The 22,779-nt window shown below is 46.6% G+C and carries 20 protein-coding genes, 7 tRNA genes, 3 rRNA genes and 1 pseudogene; 25 read left to right on the forward strand and 6 right to left on the reverse strand.

Features of this window, described 5'->3' with window-relative positions; genetic code table 11:
- Window positions 1-26 precede the first annotated feature (26 nt).
- The 9 genes from atpE to priA all read left to right on the forward strand — a co-directional run bounded on the left by atpE (window position 27) and on the right by priA (window position 9,255).
- Entirely contained in the window at window positions 27-293 is a 267-nt protein-coding gene (atpE, locus tag ICN43_RS01340) for a F0F1 ATP synthase subunit C (RefSeq protein ID WP_012357116.1), read from the forward strand.
- Window positions 294-356: 63 nt separating this feature from the next.
- A complete protein-coding gene (locus ICN43_RS01345; RefSeq protein WP_216196878.1) occupies window positions 357-827 on the forward strand; it encodes a F0F1 ATP synthase subunit B in 471 nt (156 codons plus the stop codon).
- A gap of 1 nt (window position 828) precedes the next feature.
- Window positions 829-1,365 (forward strand): F0F1 ATP synthase subunit delta, encoded by a 537-nt coding sequence (locus tag ICN43_RS01350; RefSeq protein WP_216196879.1) that lies wholly within the window; start codon window positions 829-831, stop codon window positions 1,363-1,365.
- A gap of 45 nt (window positions 1,366-1,410) precedes the next feature.
- Complete coding sequence (gene atpA, locus ICN43_RS01355; protein WP_216196880.1) at window positions 1,411-2,952, forward strand: F0F1 ATP synthase subunit alpha; 1,542 nt, start codon at window positions 1,411-1,413, stop codon at window positions 2,950-2,952.
- A gap of 17 nt (window positions 2,953-2,969) precedes the next feature.
- Window positions 2,970-3,839: a F0F1 ATP synthase subunit gamma gene (gene atpG, locus ICN43_RS01360; RefSeq protein ID WP_216196881.1), complete on the forward strand. Its 870-nt coding sequence runs from the start codon at window positions 2,970-2,972 to the stop codon at window positions 3,837-3,839.
- A 55-nt stretch (window positions 3,840-3,894) separates the two neighbouring features.
- Window positions 3,895-5,295: a F0F1 ATP synthase subunit beta gene (gene atpD / locus ICN43_RS01365; protein ID WP_216196882.1), complete on the forward strand. Its 1,401-nt coding sequence runs from the start codon at window positions 3,895-3,897 to the stop codon at window positions 5,293-5,295.
- A gap of 21 nt (window positions 5,296-5,316) precedes the next feature.
- Window positions 5,317-5,733, forward strand: coding sequence for a F0F1 ATP synthase subunit epsilon (locus ICN43_RS01370; protein ID WP_173959367.1), 417 nt, complete (start codon window positions 5,317-5,319; stop codon window positions 5,731-5,733).
- Between the two features lie 15 nt (window positions 5,734-5,748).
- Window positions 5,749-6,861 (forward strand): uroporphyrinogen decarboxylase, encoded by a 1,113-nt coding sequence (hemE, locus tag ICN43_RS01375; protein ID WP_216196883.1) that lies wholly within the window; start codon window positions 5,749-5,751, stop codon window positions 6,859-6,861.
- A gap of 261 nt (window positions 6,862-7,122) precedes the next feature.
- The gene (gene priA / locus ICN43_RS01380; protein ID WP_216196884.1) at window positions 7,123-9,255 is read left to right on the forward strand and encodes a primosomal protein N'; all 2,133 of its coding nucleotides are present in this window, start codon (window positions 7,123-7,125) and stop codon (window positions 9,253-9,255) included.
- Here the strand turns inward: priA and gcvH are convergent.
- Window positions 9,252-9,644 (reverse strand): glycine cleavage system protein GcvH, encoded by a 393-nt coding sequence (gene gcvH / locus ICN43_RS01385; protein WP_216196885.1) that lies wholly within the window; start codon window positions 9,642-9,644, stop codon window positions 9,252-9,254. The genes priA and gcvH overlap by 4 nt on opposite strands.
- Before the next feature lie 25 nt (window positions 9,645-9,669).
- Here gcvH and ICN43_RS11135 point away from each other — a divergent pair.
- Window positions 9,670-9,807 (forward strand): annotated as a pseudogene (locus ICN43_RS11135) (MBL fold metallo-hydrolase); the annotation flags it as partial.
- A gap of 33 nt (window positions 9,808-9,840) precedes the next feature.
- Here the strand turns inward: ICN43_RS11135 and ICN43_RS01390 are convergent.
- The 3 genes from ICN43_RS01390 to ICN43_RS01400 form a co-directional block, all read right to left on the reverse strand.
- Entirely contained in the window at window positions 9,841-10,026 is a 186-nt protein-coding gene (locus tag ICN43_RS01390; protein ID WP_041396810.1) for a hypothetical protein, read from the reverse strand.
- A 41-nt stretch (window positions 10,027-10,067) separates the two neighbouring features.
- Window positions 10,068-11,210: a fatty acid desaturase gene (locus ICN43_RS01395; RefSeq protein WP_255533376.1), complete on the reverse strand. Its 1,143-nt coding sequence runs from the start codon at window positions 11,208-11,210 to the stop codon at window positions 10,068-10,070.
- 83 nt (window positions 11,211-11,293) lie between these two features.
- Window positions 11,294-11,369: transfer RNA gene (locus ICN43_RS01400), tRNA-Arg, on the reverse strand.
- A gap of 107 nt (window positions 11,370-11,476) precedes the next feature.
- Between ICN43_RS01400 and ICN43_RS01405 the strand changes: the two genes are divergently transcribed.
- Window positions 11,477-11,704: a hypothetical protein gene (locus ICN43_RS01405; RefSeq protein WP_255533377.1), complete on the forward strand. Its 228-nt coding sequence runs from the start codon at window positions 11,477-11,479 to the stop codon at window positions 11,702-11,704.
- A gap of 2 nt (window positions 11,705-11,706) precedes the next feature.
- Here ICN43_RS01405 and rsmI read toward each other — a convergent pair whose 3' ends face one another.
- Window positions 11,707-12,612, reverse strand: a complete 906-nt coding sequence (gene rsmI / locus ICN43_RS01410) for a 16S rRNA (cytidine(1402)-2'-O)-methyltransferase (protein ID WP_216196886.1) — start codon at window positions 12,610-12,612, stop codon at window positions 11,707-11,709.
- 106 nt (window positions 12,613-12,718) lie between these two features.
- Here rsmI and ICN43_RS01415 point away from each other — a divergent pair, with 106 nt between their 5' ends.
- The 3 genes from ICN43_RS01415 to ICN43_RS01425 all read left to right on the forward strand — a co-directional run bounded on the left by ICN43_RS01415 (window position 12,719) and on the right by ICN43_RS01425 (window position 14,373).
- Complete coding sequence (locus tag ICN43_RS01415; RefSeq protein ID WP_216199812.1) at window positions 12,719-13,321, forward strand: phosphoheptose isomerase; 603 nt, start codon at window positions 12,719-12,721, stop codon at window positions 13,319-13,321.
- 26 nt (window positions 13,322-13,347) lie between these two features.
- Window positions 13,348-13,995 (forward strand): BON domain-containing protein, encoded by a 648-nt coding sequence (locus ICN43_RS01420; RefSeq protein ID WP_216196887.1) that lies wholly within the window; start codon window positions 13,348-13,350, stop codon window positions 13,993-13,995.
- Between the two features lie 123 nt (window positions 13,996-14,118).
- Complete coding sequence (locus tag ICN43_RS01425; protein WP_255533378.1) at window positions 14,119-14,373, forward strand: c-type cytochrome; 255 nt, start codon at window positions 14,119-14,121, stop codon at window positions 14,371-14,373.
- On the opposite strand, the gene ICN43_RS01430 is transcribed toward ICN43_RS01425, so the two are convergent.
- Window positions 14,370-15,029, reverse strand: a complete 660-nt coding sequence (locus ICN43_RS01430; RefSeq protein ID WP_216196889.1) for a GNAT family N-acetyltransferase — start codon at window positions 15,027-15,029, stop codon at window positions 14,370-14,372. The two genes, ICN43_RS01425 and ICN43_RS01430, sit on opposite strands and share 4 nt — an antisense overlap.
- Window positions 15,030-15,522: 493 nt before the next feature.
- Between ICN43_RS01430 and ICN43_RS01435 the strand changes: the two genes are divergently transcribed.
- From ICN43_RS01435 to secE, 11 genes are all read left to right on the forward strand, one after another.
- A 16S ribosomal RNA gene (locus ICN43_RS01435) occupies window positions 15,523-17,055 on the forward strand.
- Between the two features lie 58 nt (window positions 17,056-17,113).
- A tRNA-Ile gene (locus tag ICN43_RS01440) sits at window positions 17,114-17,190 on the forward strand.
- A 30-nt stretch (window positions 17,191-17,220) separates the two neighbouring features.
- A tRNA-Ala gene (locus tag ICN43_RS01445) sits at window positions 17,221-17,296 on the forward strand.
- Window positions 17,297-17,563: 267 nt separating this feature from the next.
- Window positions 17,564-20,437: ribosomal RNA gene (locus tag ICN43_RS01450) — 23S ribosomal RNA — on the forward strand.
- A 108-nt stretch (window positions 20,438-20,545) separates the two neighbouring features.
- A 5S ribosomal RNA gene (gene rrf / locus ICN43_RS01455) occupies window positions 20,546-20,659 on the forward strand.
- Together the 16S, 23S and 5S rRNA genes with 5 tRNA genes alongside form the textbook arrangement of a ribosomal RNA operon.
- A 112-nt stretch (window positions 20,660-20,771) precedes the next feature.
- Window positions 20,772-20,856 (forward strand) — tRNA-Tyr (locus ICN43_RS01460).
- 5 nt (window positions 20,857-20,861) lie between these two features.
- A tRNA-Gly gene (locus ICN43_RS01465) sits at window positions 20,862-20,935 on the forward strand.
- Window positions 20,936-20,956: 21 nt separating this feature from the next.
- A tRNA-Thr gene (locus ICN43_RS01470) sits at window positions 20,957-21,031 on the forward strand.
- A gap of 66 nt (window positions 21,032-21,097) precedes the next feature.
- Entirely contained in the window at window positions 21,098-22,288 is a 1,191-nt protein-coding gene (gene tuf / locus ICN43_RS01475) for an elongation factor Tu (protein WP_216196890.1), read from the forward strand.
- A gap of 12 nt (window positions 22,289-22,300) precedes the next feature.
- A tRNA-Trp gene (locus ICN43_RS01480) sits at window positions 22,301-22,376 on the forward strand.
- 20 nt (window positions 22,377-22,396) lie between these two features.
- Window positions 22,397-22,774: a preprotein translocase subunit SecE gene (gene secE, locus ICN43_RS01485; protein ID WP_216196891.1), complete on the forward strand. Its 378-nt coding sequence runs from the start codon at window positions 22,397-22,399 to the stop codon at window positions 22,772-22,774.
- The last annotated feature ends 5 nt before the right edge of the window (window positions 22,775-22,779 follow it).

The following is a 22,779-nucleotide window of genomic DNA, read 5'->3' on the forward strand; positions in this document are numbered from 1 at the left end:
TCTCTTTAACTTCAGGAGTCAGCAACATGCAACAATTTCTCGCAAACATTCAAGGTTTCACAGCAATCGCCATCGGCATCATCATCGGCCTCGGCGCGATCGGCGCTTGTTTAGGCATTGCTTTGATGGGCGGCAAGTACATCGAAGCTTGTGCACGTCAACCAGAATTGATGGAGCCACTCCAAACTAAGATGTTCCTTTTGGCTGGTTTGATCGACGCTGCGTTTTTGATCGGCGTTGGTGTTGCAATGTTGTTTGCTTTCGCAAACCCACTGCTTGCAGTTATTAAGTAATTGTTTTGGCGTGGATGACTATCGGGTCATCCAACCGTTCTCAACAATACTGAAAGGAATATCGTGAATCTGAACGCGACCCTATTCGCGCAAATGATCGTTTTCTTCGTCTTATGGTGGGTTGTTGCACGCTTTGTGTGGCCACCGCTAGTTAAGGCGTTAGATGAGCGTTCAAGCAAAATTGCTGACGGCTTAGCAGCTGCCGAGCGCGGTAAAGAAGCACTCGCACTAGCAAGCAATGAAGCAGAGCAAGAATTAAATAAAGCACGCCAAGAAGGTGTGCAGCGTGTTGCAGAAGCAGAAAAACGTGCACAAATGTCCGCAGAAGAAATTCGCGTCAACGCACAAGCTGAAGCAGCCCGCATCATTTCTCAAGCTAAGCAAGATGCAGATCAACAAGTTACTCGTGCCCGTGAAGTCTTGCGCGCTGAGGTTGCGGTGTTGGCTGTTAAAGGTGCAGAGCAAATTTTGCGTCGTGAAGTAGATGCAAAAACACATAGCGCATTGCTTGATCAACTAAAGGCAGAACTTTGATATGGCTGAATTAGCCACGATTGCACGCCCTTACGCCGAAGCGCTTTTTCAAAGCGCCAGGCCCGCTGAGCTCGCTACTTGTTTAGAGCAGTTAAATGAATTGGCGCAGCTTGCTGCATTGCCAGAGGTTGCTGCTTTATCAAACAATCCAAAAGTATCTGCAGATGATTTAAGTAAATTGCTTTCCGGCATGGTGAAGACAAAGCTGGACGGCAAAATTGCAAGTTTTTTAAGTCTTGTAAATCAAAACCATCGCTTGCTTGCTATGCCTGAAATTGCTCGTCAATTTGAGGCTATGAAAAATCAGGGCGAAGGTGCAGCAGAAGTAATGATTACTAGCGCATTCCCATTAGAGGGTTCTGCGTTGAATGATTTGTTGTCAAGTTTGAAGAAGCGCTTTGGGGGTAAAGAATTACGCCCAACTATTCAAGTAGATCCTGCATTGATTGGCGGAGTTCGCATTCAAGTCGGAGATGAAGTGATGGATAGTTCTGTTAAGGCGCAGTTAGCTCACATGCAAACAAGTCTTGGCGCATAAGTTATCCCTATTAAGAACATACGAAATAAGACCCAGGAGTAAGTAATGCAACTCAACCCTTCCGAGATCAGTGAGCTGATCAAAAGCCGAATTAGCGAAATGGGTGTTGATTCCCAACTTCGCAACGAAGGCACTGTAATTTCAGTGACCGACGGTATTTGCCGCGTACATGGCTTGTCTGGTGTTATGCAGGGCGAAATGTTGGAGTTCCCTAACAACACAATTGGCCTTGCGTTGAACCTTGAGCGTGATTCAGTTGGTGCTGTGGTGTTGGGTGAATACACCCACATTAAAGAAGGCGATCCAGTTAAATGTACTGGCCGCATTTTGGAAGTCCCTGTTGGTCCAGAGTTGCTCGGCCGCGTTGTAAACGCACTCGGTCAACCGATTGATGGCAAAGGCCCAATCAATACTAAATTGACTGACTTTATTGAAAAAGTTGCTCCAGGCGTTATCGCTCGTCAATCCGTTAGCCAGCCAGTTCAAACTGGTTTGAAGGCGATTGATGCAATGGTTCCAATCGGTCGAGGTCAGCGCGAGTTGATCATTGGTGACCGCCAAACAGGTAAGACAGCTGTTGCGGTTGACGCAATCATTAACCAAAAAGGTAAAGGCGTTTATTGCGTTTACGTTGCGATTGGTCAAAAAGCTTCTACTATTGCTAACGTTGTTCGTAAGCTCACAGAGCTAGGCGCAATGGAATACACCGTCGTTGTAGCAGCAAGTGCGTCTGAGTCTGCAGCAATGCAGTACCTCTCAGCATATGCTGGTTGCACAATGGGCGAATATTTCCGCGATCGCGGTGAAGATGCATTGATCGTTTATGACGATTTAACAAAACAAGCTGTTGCATACCGTCAGATTTCATTGCTTTTGCGTCGCCCACCAGGCCGCGAAGCTTACCCTGGCGATGTGTTCTACCTTCACTCACGTTTGTTAGAGCGCGCTGCTCGTGTAAGCGCTGACTATGTTGAGAAATTTACAAACGGTTCAGTTAAAGGTAAGACAGGCTCATTAACTGCATTGCCGATTATTGAAACTCAAGCCGGTGACGTTTCTGCATTCGTTCCAACCAACGTGATTTCGATTACCGACGGCCAGATCTTCTTGGAAACTGACTTGTTTAACGCTGGCGTGCGTCCTGCGATTAACGCCGGTATTTCTGTTTCTCGTGTTGGTGGCGCGGCTCAAACTAAAGTTATTAAGAAATTGTCTGGCGGCATCCGTACCGACTTGGCGCAGTATCGTGAATTAGCAGCATTTGCACAGTTCGCATCTGACCTTGATGATGCAACTCGTAAGCAGCTCGAGCGTGGTAAGCGCGTTACCGAGTTGTGCAAGCAGGCCCAGTACAAGCCTTTGCAGGTTTGGGAAATGGCTGCTTCACTTTATGCGATGAATAACGGCTACTTTGATGATCTTGAAGTAAAGCACGTATTAGCATTTGAAAAAGGCTTGCAAGATCATCTGAAATCAAAATACGCTGACTTGGTCGGTCGCATTGAAGAGACTAAAGACTTGAGCAAGGATGATGAAGCTGCCTTGCGTGCTGCAATTGAGGACTACAAGCGTTCAGCCTCTTTCTAAGAGGGCCCGCATAAATCATGGCAAGCACAAAAGAGATACGATCTAAGATCAAGAGCGTGCAAAACACGCGCAAGATCACGAAGGCAATGGAAATGGTCGCCGCATCTAAGATGCGTCGCGCCCAAGAGCGCATGCGCAATGCACGTCCATATGCTGAAAAAATTCGCGAGATTGTTGCCAACCTTTCCAAGGCAAATCCCGAGTTCCGCCCTGCTTATATGGCAACTCGTGATGAAAAGAAAATTGGCACAATCTTGGTAACAACAGACAAGGGTTTATGCGGCGGTCTAAACACCAACGTATTGCGCCTGATTGCAAACCAAGTGCGCGATATGCAAGGTAGCAACATTGGCATTGAATACACTGCCATCGGTTCAAAAGGCCTCCAGTTTTTAAATCGCTCTAAAGCAAAACTAATTTCTCAAACAATTCAGATTGGTGATACGCCACATATGGATGTTTTGATTGGCGCAATTACGGCCCAGCTGGAAGCATTTGAGCGCGGTGAAATTGATGCTGTTTATTTGGCATATACCCGCTTTGTAAATGCAATGAAGCAAGAGCCTGTTTTAGAAAAACTCTTGCCATTAGAGCCGGCTGCATTGTCTCCAGAAGAAAAGTCAGGAAATTCTTGGGACTACATCTACGAGCCAGATGCAGAGTCTATCTTGAATGGTTTGCTCAAGCGTTATGTCGAAGCAATGATTTATCAAGCTGTTGCTGAAAATATGGCTTCAGAACAATCTGCACGAATGGTCTCAATGAAGGCCGCTTCAGATAATGCGAAGAATGTGATTGGCGAATTGCAATTGGAATACAACAAAACACGACAGGCTGCTATTACTAAAGAGCTGTCAGAGATTGTTGGTGGAGCGGCCGCGGTTTAAGCGGTCAGCGTTTAGGAATACGAAAGAATTCAGGAATCAAAAGCGGAGAAATGCGATGAGTAACGGAAATATCGTGCAGTGTATTGGTCCAGTGGTGGACATCCAGTTCCCACGTGACAACATGCCAAACATTTATGATGCCTTGACATTGGTTGAGAGCGGAGAAAAATCATTTGCTGAAAAAGGTTTGACCTTTGAAGTTCAGCAACAAATTGGTGATGGCGTTGTTCGCGCAATTGCTATGGGTGCTAGTGATGGATTGCGTCGTGGCATGGAAGTAAAATCGACTGGTGCTCCAATTTCTGTTCCGGTTGGTCCAGCAACATTGGGCCGCATTATGGATGTTTTAGGTCGCCCAATTGACGATGCAGGTCCTATTGCTACTGAAGACCGTCGCGCTATTCACCAGCCAGCACCAAAGTTTGATGAACTATCACCATCCGTTGACCTGTTGGAAACCGGCATTAAGGTTATCGACTTAGTTTGCCCGTTTGCTAAAGGCGGTAAGGTCGGCTTGTTCGGTGGTGCGGGTGTTGGCAAGACCGTGAACATGATGGAATTGATTAACAACATCGCCAAGCAGCACTCAGGCTTATCCGTGTTTGCTGGTGTTGGTGAGCGTACTCGTGAAGGTAATGACTTCTACCACGAGATGAAAGAATCTAATGTTGTAGACAAAGTGGCGATGGTGTTTGGCCAGATGAATGAACCTCCTGGTAACCGTTTGCGCGTTGCGTTAACTGGTTTGACAATGGCTGAAGCATTCCGTGACGAAGGCCGCGACATTTTATTCTTCGTTGACAATATTTATCGTTACACACTCGCCGGCACTGAAGTATCAGCGTTGCTCGGTCGTATGCCGTCTGCTGTAGGTTACCAGCCAACGCTGGCTGAAGAGATGGGTAAGCTGCAAGAGCGCATTACTTCAACAAAGACTGGTTCTGTAACATCTATTCAGGCCGTTTACGTTCCTGCAGATGACTTGACCGATCCATCACCAGCCACAACCTTTTTACACCTAGACTCCACGGTTGTGTTGTCACGTGATATTGCTGCATTGGGTATCTACCCAGCGGTTGATCCTTTGGATTCAACCAGCCGTCAGCTTGACCCACAAGTAGTTGGTCAAGAGCACTATGAGGTTGCTCGCGAAGTTCAGATGACTTTGCAGCGTTACAAAGAGCTACGCGACATTATTGCAATTTTGGGTATGGATGAGTTGTCACCAGAAGACAAGCAGGCCGTATCACGCGCACGTAAAATTCAGCGCTTCCTGTCCCAGCCTTTCCACGTTGCTGAAGTATTTACTGGTTCACCAGGCAAATACGTTCCATTGAAAGAAACTATCCGTGGTTTCAAAATGATTTGTAGCGGTGAATTGGATCATTTGCCAGAGCAAGCGTTCTACATGGTGGGTTCAATTGATGAAGCCATCGAGAAAGCTAAGAAGCTTTAATCGAACTCATCTAAGGAAATTATGTCAACCATACGCGTCGATGTAGTAAGTGCTGAGCAATCTATTTTCAGCGGCGAAGCCAAATTTGTTGCGCTTCCTGGTGAGAATGGTGAGCTTGGTATTTTGCGCGGTCACACTCCTTTGATTACACGCATTCGTCCAGGCTCAGTTCGTATTGAAAAAGCTGACGGTGATGAAGAGTTTGTATTCGTTGCGGGCGGCTATTTAGAAGTTCAGCCTGATCGTGTCACAGTATTGGCAGATACCGCTATTCGTGGTCATGATTTAGATGAAGCCAAAGCTAATGAAGCTAAGAAGCGCGCTGAAGAAGCAATGCAAAATCGTGGCACTGAATTTGATCTGGCATTGGCTCAGTCGGAATTTGCAATGGCAGCAGCTCAGCTCGCCGCGATTGCACGTTTCCGCCGCAAAAAATAAGATTCGGTTACCCCCTTGCTATTAAATGATCGGTTTTTAAAAGCCTGTTTGGGCGAAGCGGTTGATCAAACGCCGCTCTGGCTGATGCGTCAGGCTGGCCGCTACTTACCGGAGTACAACGCCACCCGTGCAAAAGCCGGCAGCTTTCTCGGCCTTGCTAAAAATCCAGCCTATGCTACTGAAGTAACGCTTCAACCATTAGACCGTTACCCATTAGACGCAGCAATTTTGTTCTCCGATATTCTGACCATTCCTGATGCAATGGGTCTGGGCTTGAAATTTACTGCAGGCGAAGGCCCCAGCTTTGATCATCCCCTTCGCACCGAAGAGGCTGTTAAAAAGTTACGTGTTGCCGACATGGATCAGCTCAAATATGTTTTTGATGCTGTATCTGAAATTCGTAAAGCATTGATTCAGGATGGAAAGCAGCGCGTTCCTTTAATTGGTTTCTCTGGAAGCCCATGGACATTAGCTTGCTACATGATTGATGGTTCGGGTTCCGACGATTTCCGTCATGCCAAGACTATGATGTTTAGTCGTCCTGATTTGCTTGAGCATATTCTTGAAATTAATGTGCAGTCAGTTGCAGCCTATTTGATTGAGCAGGTTAAAGCTGGAGCGCAAGCACTCATGATTTTTGATACCTGGGGAGGACTGCTTCCTGATGGCTGGTATCAGCGTATGTCTTTGGCAGCAATGCAAAAAGTGATTGCACTACTCCCGCGTGAACACGAAGGCCGCAAGATCCCAATCATCATGTTTACTAAGGGTGGCGGAATTTGGTTAAATGATATGGCTCAAGTTGGAGCAGATGTCATTGCCCTTGATTGGACCGTTCGCTTAAGTCATGCACGCAAACAGCTCTTGGACATAAATAAGCCTTTAGCCCTGCAGGGAAATTTAGACCCATTAATTTTGTTCTCTGAGCCAAAGCAGATTGCAGCAGCGGTTACCGCGCTTTTGGATGACTTAGCCGCCGCCCCAGTTTTGAAGTCAGGCTTAAATGCACTTGATGGCCATGTCTTTAACTTGGGTCATGGTATCAATCAATTTACTCCACCCGAAAGCGTTACGGCACTCTCCGAGACTGTAATCTCCAGGTCAAAAGCCCTGCGGGCAGCCCAATAAGCACGAGTAATTGCTAACTTTAGGCAATAATCCGCTAAAAGTTATGCACAGAAATGTGCAAAATAATAAATACAGTGAGATTCGGGGGAATTCTGAACTTTCACCTTTAGTAATCAATATAAATTATTGATTTATATAGAAAATAAATAAAATATTAATTTTCTACAAAAGACCACAGCCCTATAAAATTTGCATAGAAACAGTAAAGAAAGAATGATATCCACAGACTTATCCACAGGATGGGGTGGAAAATCTAAGTAAATGACGCTTAAACCCATAGTTGTTCAGGTAGTGATAGATAAGCCCCTTGCCCAGAGCTTTGACTACCTATGGAATGTGGATACATTGGGTCAATTACCGGAAATTGGTAATGTAGTTGAGGTGTCATTTGCCAGAACAAAAGAAATAGGGCTGGTAATAAAAGTGAGCGACCACTCTGAATATGAAGTTCAAAAACTTAAATCTGTAGAGCGCCTTGCCCCTCTTCCAGAGTTCGATCCTGCCCTCTTGCGATTGATGAATTTTGCAAGCCAGTATTACATCCATGCGCTTGGAGAGACCATCTTGCCAGCAATCCCACAGATGTGGAAAAAGGCCGATAACTGGGAAAAAATCCCAGAAAAACTAGTGTCAGCCGAAAAGAAAATCAAAAAGAAAGTTGATACGGTAGTGGAAGGGCTGATCACCCAAAATCAATTGAATCCCAACCAAAAGATTGCCTTGCAAGACTTATTGGCAGCCGGTGAAAAAGAAAATCAATACAGAGCAATCCTATTGCAGGGTCAAACAGGGAGCGGCAAGACTGCCGTCTTCCTCAATTGGCTGGCAAGTATCCTCAATGAAGAAAGTGCCCAAGTACTTTTGTTGGTCCCTGAAATTAATTTAACGCCACAATTGGAGAGGCGCATAAGAGCATATTTTCCAAATAAAAGGATGGCGGTATTGCATAGTGGCGTTAGTGAAAAGAAAAGAGGTATTGCTTGGTATGAAGCAATGACTGGAAAAGCACAAATTATTTTAGGGACCAGGTTGGCAGCTTTAACGCCAATACCAAATTTACGAGCAATTGTGGTTGACGAAGAGCATGACCCATCCTATAAACAACAAGATGGTACACGTTACTCCGCAAGAGATTTGGCAATATGGCGAGCGCATGATCAAAAAATTCCCATCCTTCTATCATCTGCAACACCGTCATTAGAAACCTGGCTGGCTGCTCAATCGGGCCGGTATGAATACATTCGGCTCGATCAGCGCGCCAAGGGCGCAAGCCTACCCAGCGTGCACTTAATCAATACGCGTGATCCACAAAATCAATTTAGTCCAGGTGATATAGGTGCGCCTAAGGAAAAAAGCCTTATTACCAAAACGCTTGCAAATGCTATTACTAGGTCTTTGGCTGAAAAAAAACAGTGCTTAATTTTGATTAATCGTCGCGGATATGCCCCTGTTCTCAGTTGCTCGGCATGTAGTTGGCTGTCAAAGTGCACACAATGCTCAACTTATACCGTTCTGCATAAGGCGGGAGCGCTGGGGAAAAGGTCGGTATTAAGTTGTCACCACTGTGGCTTGGTGAAATCAATTCCACAGTTTTGCCCAGATTGCGGCAACGCCGATTTAAAAACACTTGGCCATGGAACGCAAAAGTTAGAGGATGCCATCGAGGAAATGTGGCCGCAAGCAAGAGTGCTTCGCGTAGATACAGACGCAAGTCGAAAGAGCAAGGGTGCTGAGGTCCTCTTTCAGGAAATACATGATGGCAATGTAGATATAGTTGTTGGTACCCAAATGATTGCTAAGGGGCATGACTATCAGAACATCGGGTTGGTGGCAGTGTTGGATGCAGATAGTAGACTCTATTCAGCCGACTTCAGAGCTGCTGAAAGATTGTTTGCACAGTTAGTTCAAGTTGCTGGACGTGCAGGAAGGTCTGGGGCTAGCGGTGAAACTGGCGGCGATATTTATATCGAGACACGGTACCCAGAGTCACCCGTGTTTCAGTATTTGTTAAGACATGATGTAGATGGTTTTTTAGCATTTACTGCTAGTGAGCGAGAGGAGGCAAAACTACCACCCTACGCTTACCAAGCGCTTATTCACGCAGAAGGTAAAAGTTTAGATAAAGCAATTCAGTTTTTACATGAACTGAAAGCGGGCATGAAAAGCAGGGGCATGATTACAAAGGAACTAAAGGTTTATGACCCCGTACCCAAGCCTGTCATGAGGATTGCTGGTTCAGAGCGTGCCCAATTATTAATTGAATCAGGTAGTCGCAAGGCTCTACAAGAGGCTCTTGAAATAATTGATCAAGAATTGCGCCAGGATTCAGCAGGAAGAATCAGCAAAACATCTCGAATTCGTTGGTTAGTAGAGCGTGATCCTATTGCGATTTAAGCACCAGGGCCAGTTTCATATTCCGCAAGAGATATCAAACCAGCAAGATTAGTACTTAAAGATTCTGATGACGAAGGTTTGATCTTAAAGAGCCATGTCCCATAAGGCTTTTCATTTACAAGTTCAGGGCTGGAATCCATCGCTTCATTGATAGCGACGATTTCACCGCTAATAGGCGCATGAATATCACTAGCGGCCTTAACAGACTCTATTGCAGCGATGGCTTCGCCCTGCTTCACTTGCTGGCCAATTATCGGCGCTTGAAAAAACATGACATCACCCAAAGCTTCTTGCGCATGATTGCTAATACCAATCCACGCCAGACCATCATCTTCGATGCTAGCCCACTCATGCGTTTCTGCAAATTTAAAGGTATCTTGAGTTTTCATTGTTTATCCTGTGAGATATATTCTTGGTATTCACGCAGATTTAATTAATGCGATTAAAACGAAATTATGGCTATTGGGTGATGATGCCCACTTTGCTCCGGGTCATGGGCCAACGTCAACATTTGGGAAGGAGCGTCAAACTAACCCTTATATTGGGGGCTAATCAAAACTGAATTGGTAAAACTAAATTGAAAGATTAAGTTTTTGCTGAACCGGTACGATGTGTGCGATTATATAAACAGCTTGCACAAATCCAACGTTGCTTGCGGTTACTTGTTGGAATCCAAGTGCCGCCTTCTAGGCGCTTTTCGCGACTGCACGAAGAGCAAAACTTAAGGCTCTGTGAGGTTTCTTGGGTAGCAGCTGGAGTCGAGGTAGTCATGGGCAATCCGGGTAAGCCAAATCTTGTACAGAGGATCTATTTTACCCGTTTTGTCCCGCTGGGGCTGGGCTTAGAACGACCCTGACCGAATCGGCCGTTTTATTGCCCTCAAAATCAAGCCAGGCCTTGTTTTCGAAGTCATACAGCTTGCACTTGCGAGCGGTATCAAAGTACCAGGCCCAAGAGAACTTTTGGACAAAAATACGCTCGGGAAGGATAGTTTCCAGGGTATTTTGCGCCTCTTGGAGGCGATAAAGGGGGACGCTCATATCCACGTGGTGAGCTGTATGCTCCATGATATGGTGCATTAAAGAGCCCCAAATCCAGTTAAACGTTAAATGCACTGTGGTGGATACGAAAGGTTGGGCGCGTAACCACTCAGATTTTTTGTCATACCAAGAAACCTTTGGGTGGGTATGGTGAACATAGACTACAAAACCGATCATTCCATTCCAGAACAGGAAAGGAATGGCAAAGCCTGTAATCAGCCCCAGCCAAATTGATTGGCCTGTAGCCAAAGCGCCAGCAATAAGGCAGCTAATCCAGATGATGGCAAAACCAGTTACCAGTAAATTATCTTTTAAGAAAATCGGGCGATCACCCGGCTTGTTCTTGGCGTTAGGGAAATACTCGCGTCTCCACCAGATTTCAATAAGGTAGTAGAAAACTGGACCCCAGCCGCTACGGTAGAGGCGCTCTAAACCCTTGCGCCACGAAGGAAGAGCATCAAATTCCGCTTTTGAAAGCGGCGCCCACACAAAGTCAAAGCCCTTTAGATTAGTTTGGCCGTGGTGAACTACGTTATGGCCTACATCCCATAAGCTGTAAGGGGTCAGGGACGGCAAAAACGCTATGCGACCCAATACTTTATTTAGTTCGCGATGTGGTGTATAACTTTGATGGCAAGCATCGTGACCTAAGATGAAGATGCGACCAGTAACAAAACCAGCAACCAATCCCAAGATGATCTTGATGAGGATGCTTTCAACAAAAATCGTTCCAGCGATACAGGCAAGCCACAAAACAGCATCAAATGCTAGAAGTGCGATCGCTTTCACGGTTTGTCCTTGAGCCATTGGGATCAACCAGCTACGAATTACTTTTCGGTGCGGCAATGGAAGATCAGGAGCTAAGGGATTAGCTATAGATGGCTCAGAGAGTGCAGGATTTAAATGGTTTGACATGATAAAAATCAATAAGTTAGGTGCAAATGATAGCCTTTTTCACGAATTTACGCATGATGTAGGTCAAAAAACCCCCTCTGTTTTGGTGCGCCCGGCAGGAATCGAACCTGCGACCCTTGGCTTCGGAGGCCAATACTCTATCCACTGAGCTACGGGCGCTAGTGAGGAATTTGCTAACAACGCTATTGTAAGTGTCTAGATCCCATACAGTCTCGTTATAATTGGGACAAATTTAACCTTACAACCCGTCTAACAATAAAAGTACTATGAGCGAAGCACACGGAAGTCTAATTAAGTCACCCAAACAATTGATCATCATGGTGTTTGCCAGCTTTTTTGTACCACTCATCATCATTCTTTTGTTGATGGTGTTTGTAAACAATGGCAAGCGAGTAGATACAGAAGCGTCTGCCGAGCAACTCATTAAGCCTGTGGCGCAATTGAATTTCAAAGATGCTAGCGCACCAGCTGAGTCTGCCGCTGCCGCTAAATAGTTTTATTGCCCTTCACTCTTAGCTTTTGCATCTAACGCCACCTGGTAAGCTTCTTTTTTGCTGAGTCCAAGCGCTTGAGCGAGTACGGCGGCAATTTCTTTGCTGCCTAAATAAGGACTTAATGCATTTGCCCACAGTAATAGAGCCGGATGTTCTGGCACCTCGTCTACGCTAGCCTGGCGACCTGCTACCAAAATAATAAACTCACCCCTAAGGCTCTCTGCCTTCTCAAGCCACTCTGGAATAGCTGCAGCAGTTAGAGTAACTAGCTGCTCAAATTTTTTGGTGAGCTCCCTGCCAACCAGCACTTGTCGGCCTGGCTCGAGCTCTTTGCTCAGTGTAATTAGTGTGTCGCGTATTTGATGTGGCGATTCAAAAAAGATGCTCGCCTTTGAGCTAGTTCGAATATCTTGGATGAGTACGCCACGCTCTTTGGCTTTATTCGGCCAAAAGCCAAGAAACTGAAATCGACCTTCTGATGGCAGCATGACTGAGCCGCTCGCAGAAATGGCCGATGACACTGCGCTAGCACCAGGAATAGGAATCACTCGAAAGCCTGATTTTTGAACGGCATTTACCAGTCTTGCGCCTGGATCAGAAACGCCGGGTGTACCTGCGTCTGAGATGTAGGCCCAGCGTTCGTTTTGCGAGAGATGCTGAATAATATTTTGAGCGCCAGCGATCTCATTGTGCTCATGCAGAGCGACACATTTCTTATGAATGCCGAAATGTTGAAGCAGAGGCGCGCTATGCCTGGTATCTTCACAGGCAATGCCATCCACTGAATTGAGCACATGAAGCGCGCGCAAGGTGATGTCTCCCAAATTGCCAATGGGGGTGGCAATCATATATAAAGCCCCGGCTGGCAGATCCTGCTGTTTTAAAAAGTCAAAGGAGCTTAATTCCATGGCGCAATCTTTTGTAAAAGAGATATTAATAAGTAAGAGCATACGTCCCTTTTGTATTCAGGGGCAGCACAGACATCCTAGCTAAATTTTGGCGCATAATAATATGATGGATAAAGATACCCTCGAACGTTTGCGCGCTCGCGCATCCCAACATTTCTTAGACAGCATTGCTGTAAAGCAAGCGGCTGAAAAAATACTTCCTGAACAGGTTGCTCGCGGCATAGTCGCTATGACAGACTGTTTGCGTGCTGGTGGAAAAGTAATGGCTTGCGGTAATGGCGGATCTGCTGCTGATGCGCAGCATTTTGCTGCCGAGCTAATTGGCCGCTTTGAGAGAGAGCGACAAGAGTTGGCCGCGATTGCATTGACAACCGACACTTCAATTTTGACTGCGGTAGGAAACGACTATAGCTATGATGAGATCTTTGCAAAGCAAGTGCGCGGTCTTGGAAAAAAAAGCGACATCTTGATGGGTATTTCTACTTCAGGAAATTCAAAAAATGTGGTGAAGGCAATCGAGGCTGCAAAAAAGATGGGTATAAAAATTATTGCCCTGACGGGTAATGGCGGTGGAAAAATTGCAAACCTATTGGATGCGGATGATATTCACCTATGTGCACCCTCTACTCGCACTGCCCGTATTCAAGAAACACATTTAGTTTTACTCCATGCCCTATGTGATGGCGTAGATCATCTATTGCTCGATTAACAGCATCACCAATCAGAAAGTCATATATGAGAAATACACTCACCATCAAATTATTTATTGCGATTTTGATTTCATCATTCTTATCGGGCTGTGGGGTTCTGGCTGTTGGCGGCGTTGTTGCGGGTACAAGTGTTTTAGCTGATCGTCGCTCACCAGCTGTACAGGCAATCGATAAGGGAATAGAGCTGGAGGCTGGGAATGCATTGGCTAAGCGTTATGGCGATGATGCGCATATCAACATCACTTCATTTAATCAAAAAGTGTTGTTGACGGGTGAGGTTAAAGACGCCGATATTAAGGGCCAGGCCGGTGCCTACGTGAAGGAGATGAAGAACGCTCGCTCCGTTTTTAATGAATTAGTTATTGGACCAAACAGCACCTTTACAGCTCGTGCGAATGACGCTTACCTTGAATCTAAAATTAAAACCCAAATGATTTTCACGGATAAGCTTCCATCTAATTCGATGGCGATTGTTGCTGAAGGTAGTAGTGTGTATTTGATGGGAATTCTGACGCAGAATGAAGCGGCGATTGCTAAAAAATTAACGAGCAATGTTAGCGGCGTGAAAGACGTTTACGCCTACTTCGATATTATTTCTGACGCAGAAAAAACACGTTTAGAAAAACAAGGCAAGGCAGATGAGTCTCAGCCTAACTCAGCCCCGGTTCAGTAAGTTGTTTTGGTGGCATATTAGCAAAATTATTTTTTCAGATCAGACGTGAAACTTTTTTTGCTTGCCACTCTCCTTTCATTGTGTTCGCTGAGTGTGTATTCATCAACGTATGACGCGAGAGCGATGACAGTTGCAAAACAAAATGCTTGCATGGGATGTCACGCTGTAGATAAAAAAATTGTTGGCCCTGGCTTTCAGGCCGTCGCGAAAAAATATGCGAACGATCCTGGCGCAATAGTATTTTTAAAAAACAAAATTATTAAAGGCGGCTCGGGATCTTGGGGCGTTGTGCCAATGCCGGCAAATGCGAAATTAAATGATGCCGATGTATCCCTATTGGCGAGCTGGATTTTGCGCGGAGCACCTAGCGCAAATTAAGTCGGGCGAATGATGGGCTTACCTAAAAACCAAGACCACGCATCATTCGATCGTTTAAGATTTTCCTTTAGCGCATAGTCAAAGTCAGCCCATTGCTCATTGGCAGCTTCTTCAACAATCGTGCCTGGATTCGCAGGTGGCAACTTCAAGTAAGCATCTGCATCACCATAAGCATATTCAACTTTCATTCCGGCTTTTTGAGCCAGATGCATCATGGCCCTATTGTTTGTCAGGCAATGCACAAACAAAGTTTCGATACGAGCATTGCGTGAATGAACAGAAGCGCGCGCCAATAAGGCGGTGCCTATACCCTGTCCGCGCCCATCAGGAAGAACAGAAACCCCAAACTCAGCAGCCTGTGGCTGGCCTTTAGTTTTGGGCAAATACGCTAAATGCGCCATACCAACGAGGCTGAGTTGGGAGTTAAAGCTACCAAACACCGTATCTTTATTGAAATCTAAGCCCTCAACATAGTGATGAATTACTTCATCAGGTGTTTGAGTGCCAAAACGCAAGCGTCGATCTTCTTCATTTAGGATTAATAAGTGATGCAATATCTCAGCCCTATGGCCGGCATGCAATTCGCGAACAGGAACAACCGGGCTTGCTGCATATGGCTTGCTGGGCGAGTGACTGTTTGCTAATTTTTTGTGCATAGCAACATCTTAGCAGAAATGATCAGAATATTCAGGGTTTTCCCTTAGGCATATGGCTTGGTGCAGAAAAAAGCGACAAAGCAGGAAAAACAACCCCCAGTACACAGTTATTTTTCAGCTACACCCATGAAAATCGTATATTTTCAAAAAAAATAAAATATTTTTTAATGCCTATCCTGCTGTTTTTTATACGATTTATTTCAAAGATAAGAAAAAACCTCGGTTTTTAATAGAAAAAGACTACGAAAGGTGTTGACAGATCCAAATGAGTAGGATAAAGTCTCATCTCTCTGCTGGATGTTTTTAGAAATACGAAACAAATCAGCCCCTCTTTAAAAATTAGTCAACCGATAATTGTGGGTACTAAGTGAAAGCATCAAGTCCTTCGGGACAGATGTAAATAAATAGTACTCATAGACAGTAAAAAGATTTGGTTTTATTACCAAGTCAATTTCTTGAATGAGTGCGACGATCCGCAAGGATCACAGGAATTGAACTGAAGAGTTTGATCCTGGCTCAGATTGAACGCTGGCGGCATGCCTTACACATGCAAGTCGAACGGCAGCACGGGTGCTTGCACCTGGTGGCGAGTGGCGAACGGGTGAGTAATACATCGGAACGTACCTTATCGTGGGGGATAACGCAGCGAAAGCTGTGCTAATACCGCATACGCCCTGAGGGGGAAAGCGGGGGATCGAAAGACCTCGCGCGATTAGAGCGGCCGATGCCTGATTAGCTTGTTGGTGGGGTAAAAGCCCACCAAGGCGACGATCAGTAGCTGGTCTGAGAGGACGATCAGCCACACTGGGACTGAGACACGGCCCAGACTCCTACGGGAGGCAGCAGTGGGGAATTTTGGACAATGGGGGAAACCCTGATCCAGCAATGCCGCGTGAGTGAAGAAGGCCTTCGGGTTGTAAAGCTCTTTTGTCAGGGAAGAAACACCGGCTCTAACACAGTCCGGGAATGACGGTACCTGAAGAATAAGCACCGGCTAACTACGTGCCAGCAGCCGCGGTAATACGTAGGGTGCGAGCGTTAATCGGAATTACTGGGCGTAAAGCGTGCGCAGGCGGTTATACAAGACAGGCGTGAAATCCCCGGGCTTAACCTGGGAATGGCGCCTGTGACTGTATAGCTAGAGTGTGTCAGAGGGGGGTAGAATTCCACGTGTAGCAGTGAAATGCGTAGATATGTGGAGGAATACCAATGGCGAAGGCAGCCCCCTGGGATAACACTGACGCTCATGCACGAAAGCGTGGGGAGCAAACAGGATTAGATACCCTGGTAGTCCACGCCCTAAACGATGCTGACTAGTTGTTCGGGATTTACATCCTGAGTAACGTAGCTAACGCGTGAAGTCAGCCGCCTGGGGAGTACGGTCGCAAGATTAAAACTCAAAGGAATTGACGGGGACCCGCACAAGCGGTGGATGATGTGGATTAATTCGATGCAACGCGAAAAACCTTACCTACCCTTGACATGTCACTAACGAAGTAGAGATACATTAGGTGCCCGTAAGGGAAAGTGAACACAGGTGCTGCATGGCTGTCGTCAGCTCGTGTCGTGAGATGTTGGGTTAAGTCCCGCAACGAGCGCAACCCTTGTCTTTAGTTGCTACGCAAGAGCACTCTAAAGAGACTGCCGGTGACAAACCGGAGGAAGGTGGGGATGACGTCAAGTCCTCATGGCCCTTATGGGTAGGGCTTCACACGTCATACAATGGTGCATACAGAGGGTTGCCAACCCGCGAGGGGGAGCTAATCTCAGAAAATGCATCGTAGTCCGGATCGTAGTCTGCAACTCGACTACGTGAAGCTGGAATCGCTAGTAATCGCGGATCAGAATGTCGCGGTGAATACGTTCCCGGGTCTTGTACACACCGCCCGTCATACCATGGGAGTGGGTTTTGCCAGAAGCCGTTAGCCTAACCGCAAGGAGGGCGACTGCCACGGCAGGGTTCATGACTGGGGTAAAGTCGTAACAAGGTAGCCGTATCGGAAGGTGCGGCTGGATCACCTCCTTTCTAGAGAAAGATGCTGGAGCTCTAGTGCCCACACTTATCGGTTGACAATAAAAGCCACGGGTCTGTAGCTCAGCTGGTTAGAGCACTGTGTTGATAACGCAGGGGTCGTAGGTTCAAGTCCTACCAGACCCACCACCAGCCAGAAACAAGACTTAGTGGGACGTTGGGGGATTAGCTCAGCTGGGAGAGCACCTGCTTTGCAAGCAGGGGGTCGTCGGTTCGATCCCGTCATCCTCCACCATCATCTAAATGTCAAAACTAAGCGAACATTTAATCGTTTATTTTTGCCATTTATGGCTGTTCTTTAAAAATTTGAGTAAGCAAAGTGTCAAATGTTTCTTTGAGAGAACATTTGACAATGTAATAAGGGTAAAGATTGAATCATCAATCAGTAATACAAACGAGTTTTACCAAGTTCTTAACAAAGTACTTACAGTTTGGATTACGGCAAACATGTCAGAAGTAGAAGTAAACCTGTAACAGGTACTAGCAATGGTGCTCGTTATAGGATCAAGTGAATAAGTGCACATGATGGATGCCTTGGCGATTACAGGCGACGAAAGACGTTATAACCTGCGATAAGCCCCGGGGAGCTGGTAAATAAGCTTTGATCCGGGGATTTCTGAATGGGGAAACCCACCACTTTTGTGGTATCCATACCTGAATACATAGGGTATGAGAAGCGAACCTTGTGAACTGAAACATCTAAGTAGCAAGAGGAAAAGACATCAACCGAGATTCCCAGAGTAGTGGCGAGCGAAATGGGAACAGCCTTCTAGTGATAGCTCAGTAATTAACAGAACGGAATGGAAAGTCCGACAATAAAGGGTGATAGTCCCGTATGTGAAAATTATTGGGTGGTACTAGGCTAGAGACAAGTAGGGCGGGACACGTGAAATCCTGTCTGAATATGGGGGGACCATCCTCCAAGGCTAAATACTCGTAATCGACCGATAGTGAACAAGTACCGTGAGGGAAAGGCGAAAAGAACCCCGGGAGGGGAGTGAAATAGATCCTGAAATTGTGTGCATACAAACAGTAGGAGCCTCGTAAGGGGTGACTGCGTACCTTTTGTATAATGGGTCAGCGACTTACATTCAGTAGCAAGCTTAACCGAATAGGGAAGGCGTAGCGAAAGCGAGTCCGAATAGGGCGCTAGTTGCTGGGTGTAGACCCGAAACCAGTTGATCTATCCATGGCCAGGTTGAAGGTGCGGTAACACGTACTGGAGGACCGAACCCACTAACGTTGAAAAGTTAGGGGATGAGCTGTGGATAGGGGTGAAAGGCTAAACAAAACTGGAAATAGCTGGTTCTCTCCGAAAACTATTTAGGTAGTGCCTCGTGTATCACTGTAGGGGGTAGAGCACTGTCATGGTAGTGGGGTCCATTGCGGATTACTGCGCCATAGCAAACTCCGAATACCTACAAGTGCAAGCACGGGAGACAGACATCGGGTGCTAACGTCCGGTGTCAAGAGGGAAACAACCCAGACCGCCAGCTAAGGTCCCTAATATATGCTAAGTGGGAAACGAAGTGGGAAGGCTAAAACAGTCAGGAGGTTGGCTTAGAAGCAGCCATCCTTTAAAGAAAGCGTAATAGCTCACTGATCGAGTCGTCCTGCGCGGAAGATGTAACGGGGCTAAGCATATAACCGAAGCTGCGGATCACAGCAATGTGATGGTAGGAGAGCGTTCTGTAAGCCTGTGAAGGTGTCTTGTAAAGGATGCTGGAGGTATCAGAAGTGCGAATGCTGACATGAGTAGCGATAAAGGGGGTGAAAAGCCCCCTCGCCGTAAGCCCAAGGTTTCCTGTTCAACGTTCATCGGAACAGGGTGAGTCGGCCCCTAAGGCGAGGCAGAGATGCGTAGCTGATGGGAACAAGGTTAATATTCCTTGACCATTGTTAGATGCGATGGGGGGACGGATCGCGGAAAGTTGTCCGGGTGTTGGAAGTCCCGGTTCTTGCGTTGGAGATGGCTATTAGGTAAATCCGGTAGCGTAATTCAAGGGCGTGAGACGAGCGAATTTATTCGCGAAGCAATTGGAAGTGGTTCCAAGAAAAGCCTCTAAGCTTCAGTCTAACAAGACCGTACCGCAAACCGACACAGGTGGGCGAGATGAGTATTCTAAGGCGCTTGAGAGAACTCAGGAGAAGGAACTCGGCAAATTTGTACCGTAACTTCGGGATAAGGTACGCCCTGGTAGTTTGACCCTGTACAAGGGGAGGACGAAAGGGTTGCAATAAAAAGGTGGCTGCGACTGTTTAATAAAAACACAGCACTCTGCAAACACGAAAGTGGACGTATAGGGTGTGACGCCTGCCCGGTGCTGGAAGATTAAATGATGGGGTGCAAGCTCTTGATTGAAGTCCCAGTAAACGGCGGCCGTAACTATAACGGTCCTAAGGTAGCGAAATTCCTTGTCGGGTAAGTTCCGACCTGCACGAATGGCGTAACGATGGCCACACTGTCTCCTCCTGAGACTCAGCGAAGTTGAAATGTTTGTGATGATGCAATCTACCCGTGGCTAGACGGAAAGACCCCATGAACCTTTACTGTAGCTTTGCATTGGACTTTGAACCGGTCTGTGTAGGATAGGTGGGAGGCGTTGAAAGCGGGATGCTAGTTCCGCTGGAGCCAACCTTGAAATACCACCCTGGTTTGTTTGAGGTTCTAACCTTGGCCCATTATCTGGGTCGGGAACAGTGCATGGTAGGCAGTTTGACTGGGGCGGTCTCCTCCCAAAGTGTAACGGAGGAGTACGAAGGTACGCTTGGTACGGTCGGACATCGTACCTAAAGTGCAATGGCAAAAGCGTGCTTAACTGCGAGACCGACAAGTCGAGCAGGTGCGAAAGCAGGTCATAGTGATCCGGTGGTTCTGTATGGAAGGGCCATCGCTCAACGGATAAAAGGTACTCTGGGGATAACAGGCTGATACCGCCCAAGAGTTCATATCGACGGCGGTGTTTGGCACCTCGATGTCGGCTCATCTCATCCTGGGGCTGTAGCCGGTCCCAAGGGTATGGCTGTTCGCCATTTAAAGAGGTACGTGAGCTGGGTTTAAAACGTCGTGAGACAGTTTGGTCCCTATCTGCCATGGGCGTTGGAGATTTGACGGGGGCTGCTCCTAGTACGAGAGGACCGGAGTGGACGTACCGCTGGTGTACCTGTTGTTTCGCCAGAAGCATCGCAGGGTAGCTATGTACGGAAGAGATAACCGCTGAAAGCATCTAAGCGGGAAACTTGCCTGAAGATGAGATCTCCCGTAGGTTTAACCTACATAAAGGGTCGTTGAAGACCACAACGTTGATAGGTCAGGTGTGGAAGCGCAGTAATGCGTTAAGCTAACTGATACTAATTGCCCGTTAGGCTTGATCCTATAACCAGCACTATTGTGTTGGATGTTTGCCAGATTTAATCTGCATCCTTAATTACATGCTTACTCAAATAGAGTTGCTGATAATTATCAACAACTCGACCCTCTACGCCCGGTGACCATAGCAAGTTGGAACCACTCCTTCCCATCCCGAACAGGACAGTGAAACGACTTTACGCCGATGATAGTGCGGATTACCCGTGTGAAAGTAGGTAACTGCCGGGCACCAATGCGACGCCCAGACCCTCTTAGGTCTGGGCGTTTTTACTTGTGCAAAGTGTTTTGAGGTTTAAGAGATTGACAGAAACTCCATTTGGAGTCAGAATATTGGGTTCGCGGAGGGGTGTCCGAGCGGCTAAAGGAGGCAGACTGTAAATCTGTTGGCTATGCCTACGTAGGTTCGAATCCTACCCCCTCCACCAGATGTGCGGGATTAGTTTAATGGTAAAACAGCAGATTTCCAATCTTCGGTCAAGAGTTCGATTCTCTTATCCCGCTCCAGTTTTAACGGTATTTGTATTTGCCCATGTGGCTCAGTGGTAGAGCACTCCCTTGGTAAGGGAGAGGTCGGCAGTTCGATCCTGCCCATGGGCACCATGGCTTATGAAGTAAAAATTTTAATTTCGTGTGTTGGTTTAAGAGTTAACTAAAGGCAGACAAAAAATGGCAAAAGAAAAGTTTGAGCGGACAAAACCGCACGTAAACGTTGGCACCATTGGTCACGTTGACCACGGTAAAACCACATTGACAGCAGCAATTGCAACCGTGCTTTCTAAAGCATTCGGTGGCGAAGCAAAAGCATACGATCAGATCGACGCTGCTCCCGAAGAAAAAGCACGTGGTATTACGATTAATACAGCACACGTTGAGTATGAGACAGCGAATCGTCACTACGCACACGTGGATTGCCCAGGACATGCTGACTACGTTAAGAACATGATTACTGGTGCTGCTCAGATGGACGGCGCAATTTTGGTTTGCTCTGCAGCTGACGGCCCAATGCCACAAACTCGTGAGCACATCCTCTTGGCACGCCAAGTGGGTGTTCCATACATCATCGTGTTCTTGAACAAGTGCGACATGGTAGATGACGCTGAGTTGTTAGAGCTCGTAGAAATGGAAGTTCGTGAGCTTTTATCTAAGTACGACTTCCCAGGCGATGACACACCAATCGTTCAAGGTTCTGCTAAGTTAGCACTTGAAGGCGACGAAGGCCCATTGGGTAAAGAAGCCATCATGAAGTTAGCTGATGCACTTGACTCATACATCCCGACTCCAGAGCGTGCTGTTGACGGTGCGTTCTTAATGCCAGTAGAGGACGTGTTCTCTATCTCTGGTCGCGGTACTGTTGTAACAGGCCGTATTGAGCGCGGTATTGTTAAAGTTGGCGAAGAGATTGAAATTATTGGCATCAAGCCAACACTCAAGACAACTTGTACTGGTGTTGAAATGTTCCGCAAATTGCTCGATCAAGGTCAAGCAGGCGATAACGTTGGTATCTTGTTACGCGGTACAAAGCGTGAAGAAGTTGAGCGCGGCCAAGTATTGGCTAAGCCAGGTTCAATCACCCCACATACTCACTTTACAGCCGAGGTTTACATCTTGGGTAAAGATGAAGGTGGCCGTCATACTCCATTCTTTAACAACTATCGTCCACAGTTTTACTTCCGTACTACGGACGTAACTGGTTCAATCGAGTTGCCAAAAGATAAAGAAATGGTGATGCCTGGTGATAACGTCACAATTACCGTCAAACTCATCGCGCCGATTGCGATGGAAGAAGGTTTACGTTTTGCGATCCGTGAAGGTGGCCGTACTGTTGGCGCCGGCGTGGTTGCAAAGATTTTGGCTTAATAGTTTTAATAAAGGGGTGTAGCTCAATTGGCAGAGCGTTGGTCTCCAAAACCAAAGGTTGGGGGTTCGATGCCCTCCGCCCCTGCCACGATTTGAACTGAAAGTAATATGTCTCAACATACAGCAGGTAATACTGAAGAAAAGAGTGGCTGGGTCTCCGGACTCGCCGCTTTAATCGTCGTTGCAGCGTTAGTTCTTTACTATACGTTGGCAGATCAATCTTTATTGATTCGTTTAGCTGTTTTGTTAGGCGGCATCGCTCTGGCAGTTTTGATTGTGGCAATGTCGGCAGATGGACGTCGTTTCATTGCTTACGCAAAAGATTCTTGGTATGAAGTAAAAAAGGTTGTTTGGCCGACTCGCAAAGAGACGACTCAAATGACTCTAGTCGTATTTGGCTTTGTTCTGATCATGTCCTTGTTTTTATGGATTGCAGACAAATTAATTGAATGGCTAGTTTTTTCAGTCTTCTTGGGCTGGAAGTGAGTAAA

It is taken from the genome of Polynucleobacter sp. UK-Mo-2m-Kol15, assembly GCF_018881505.1.
Classification (GTDB): domain Bacteria; phylum Pseudomonadota; class Gammaproteobacteria; order Burkholderiales; family Burkholderiaceae; genus Polynucleobacter.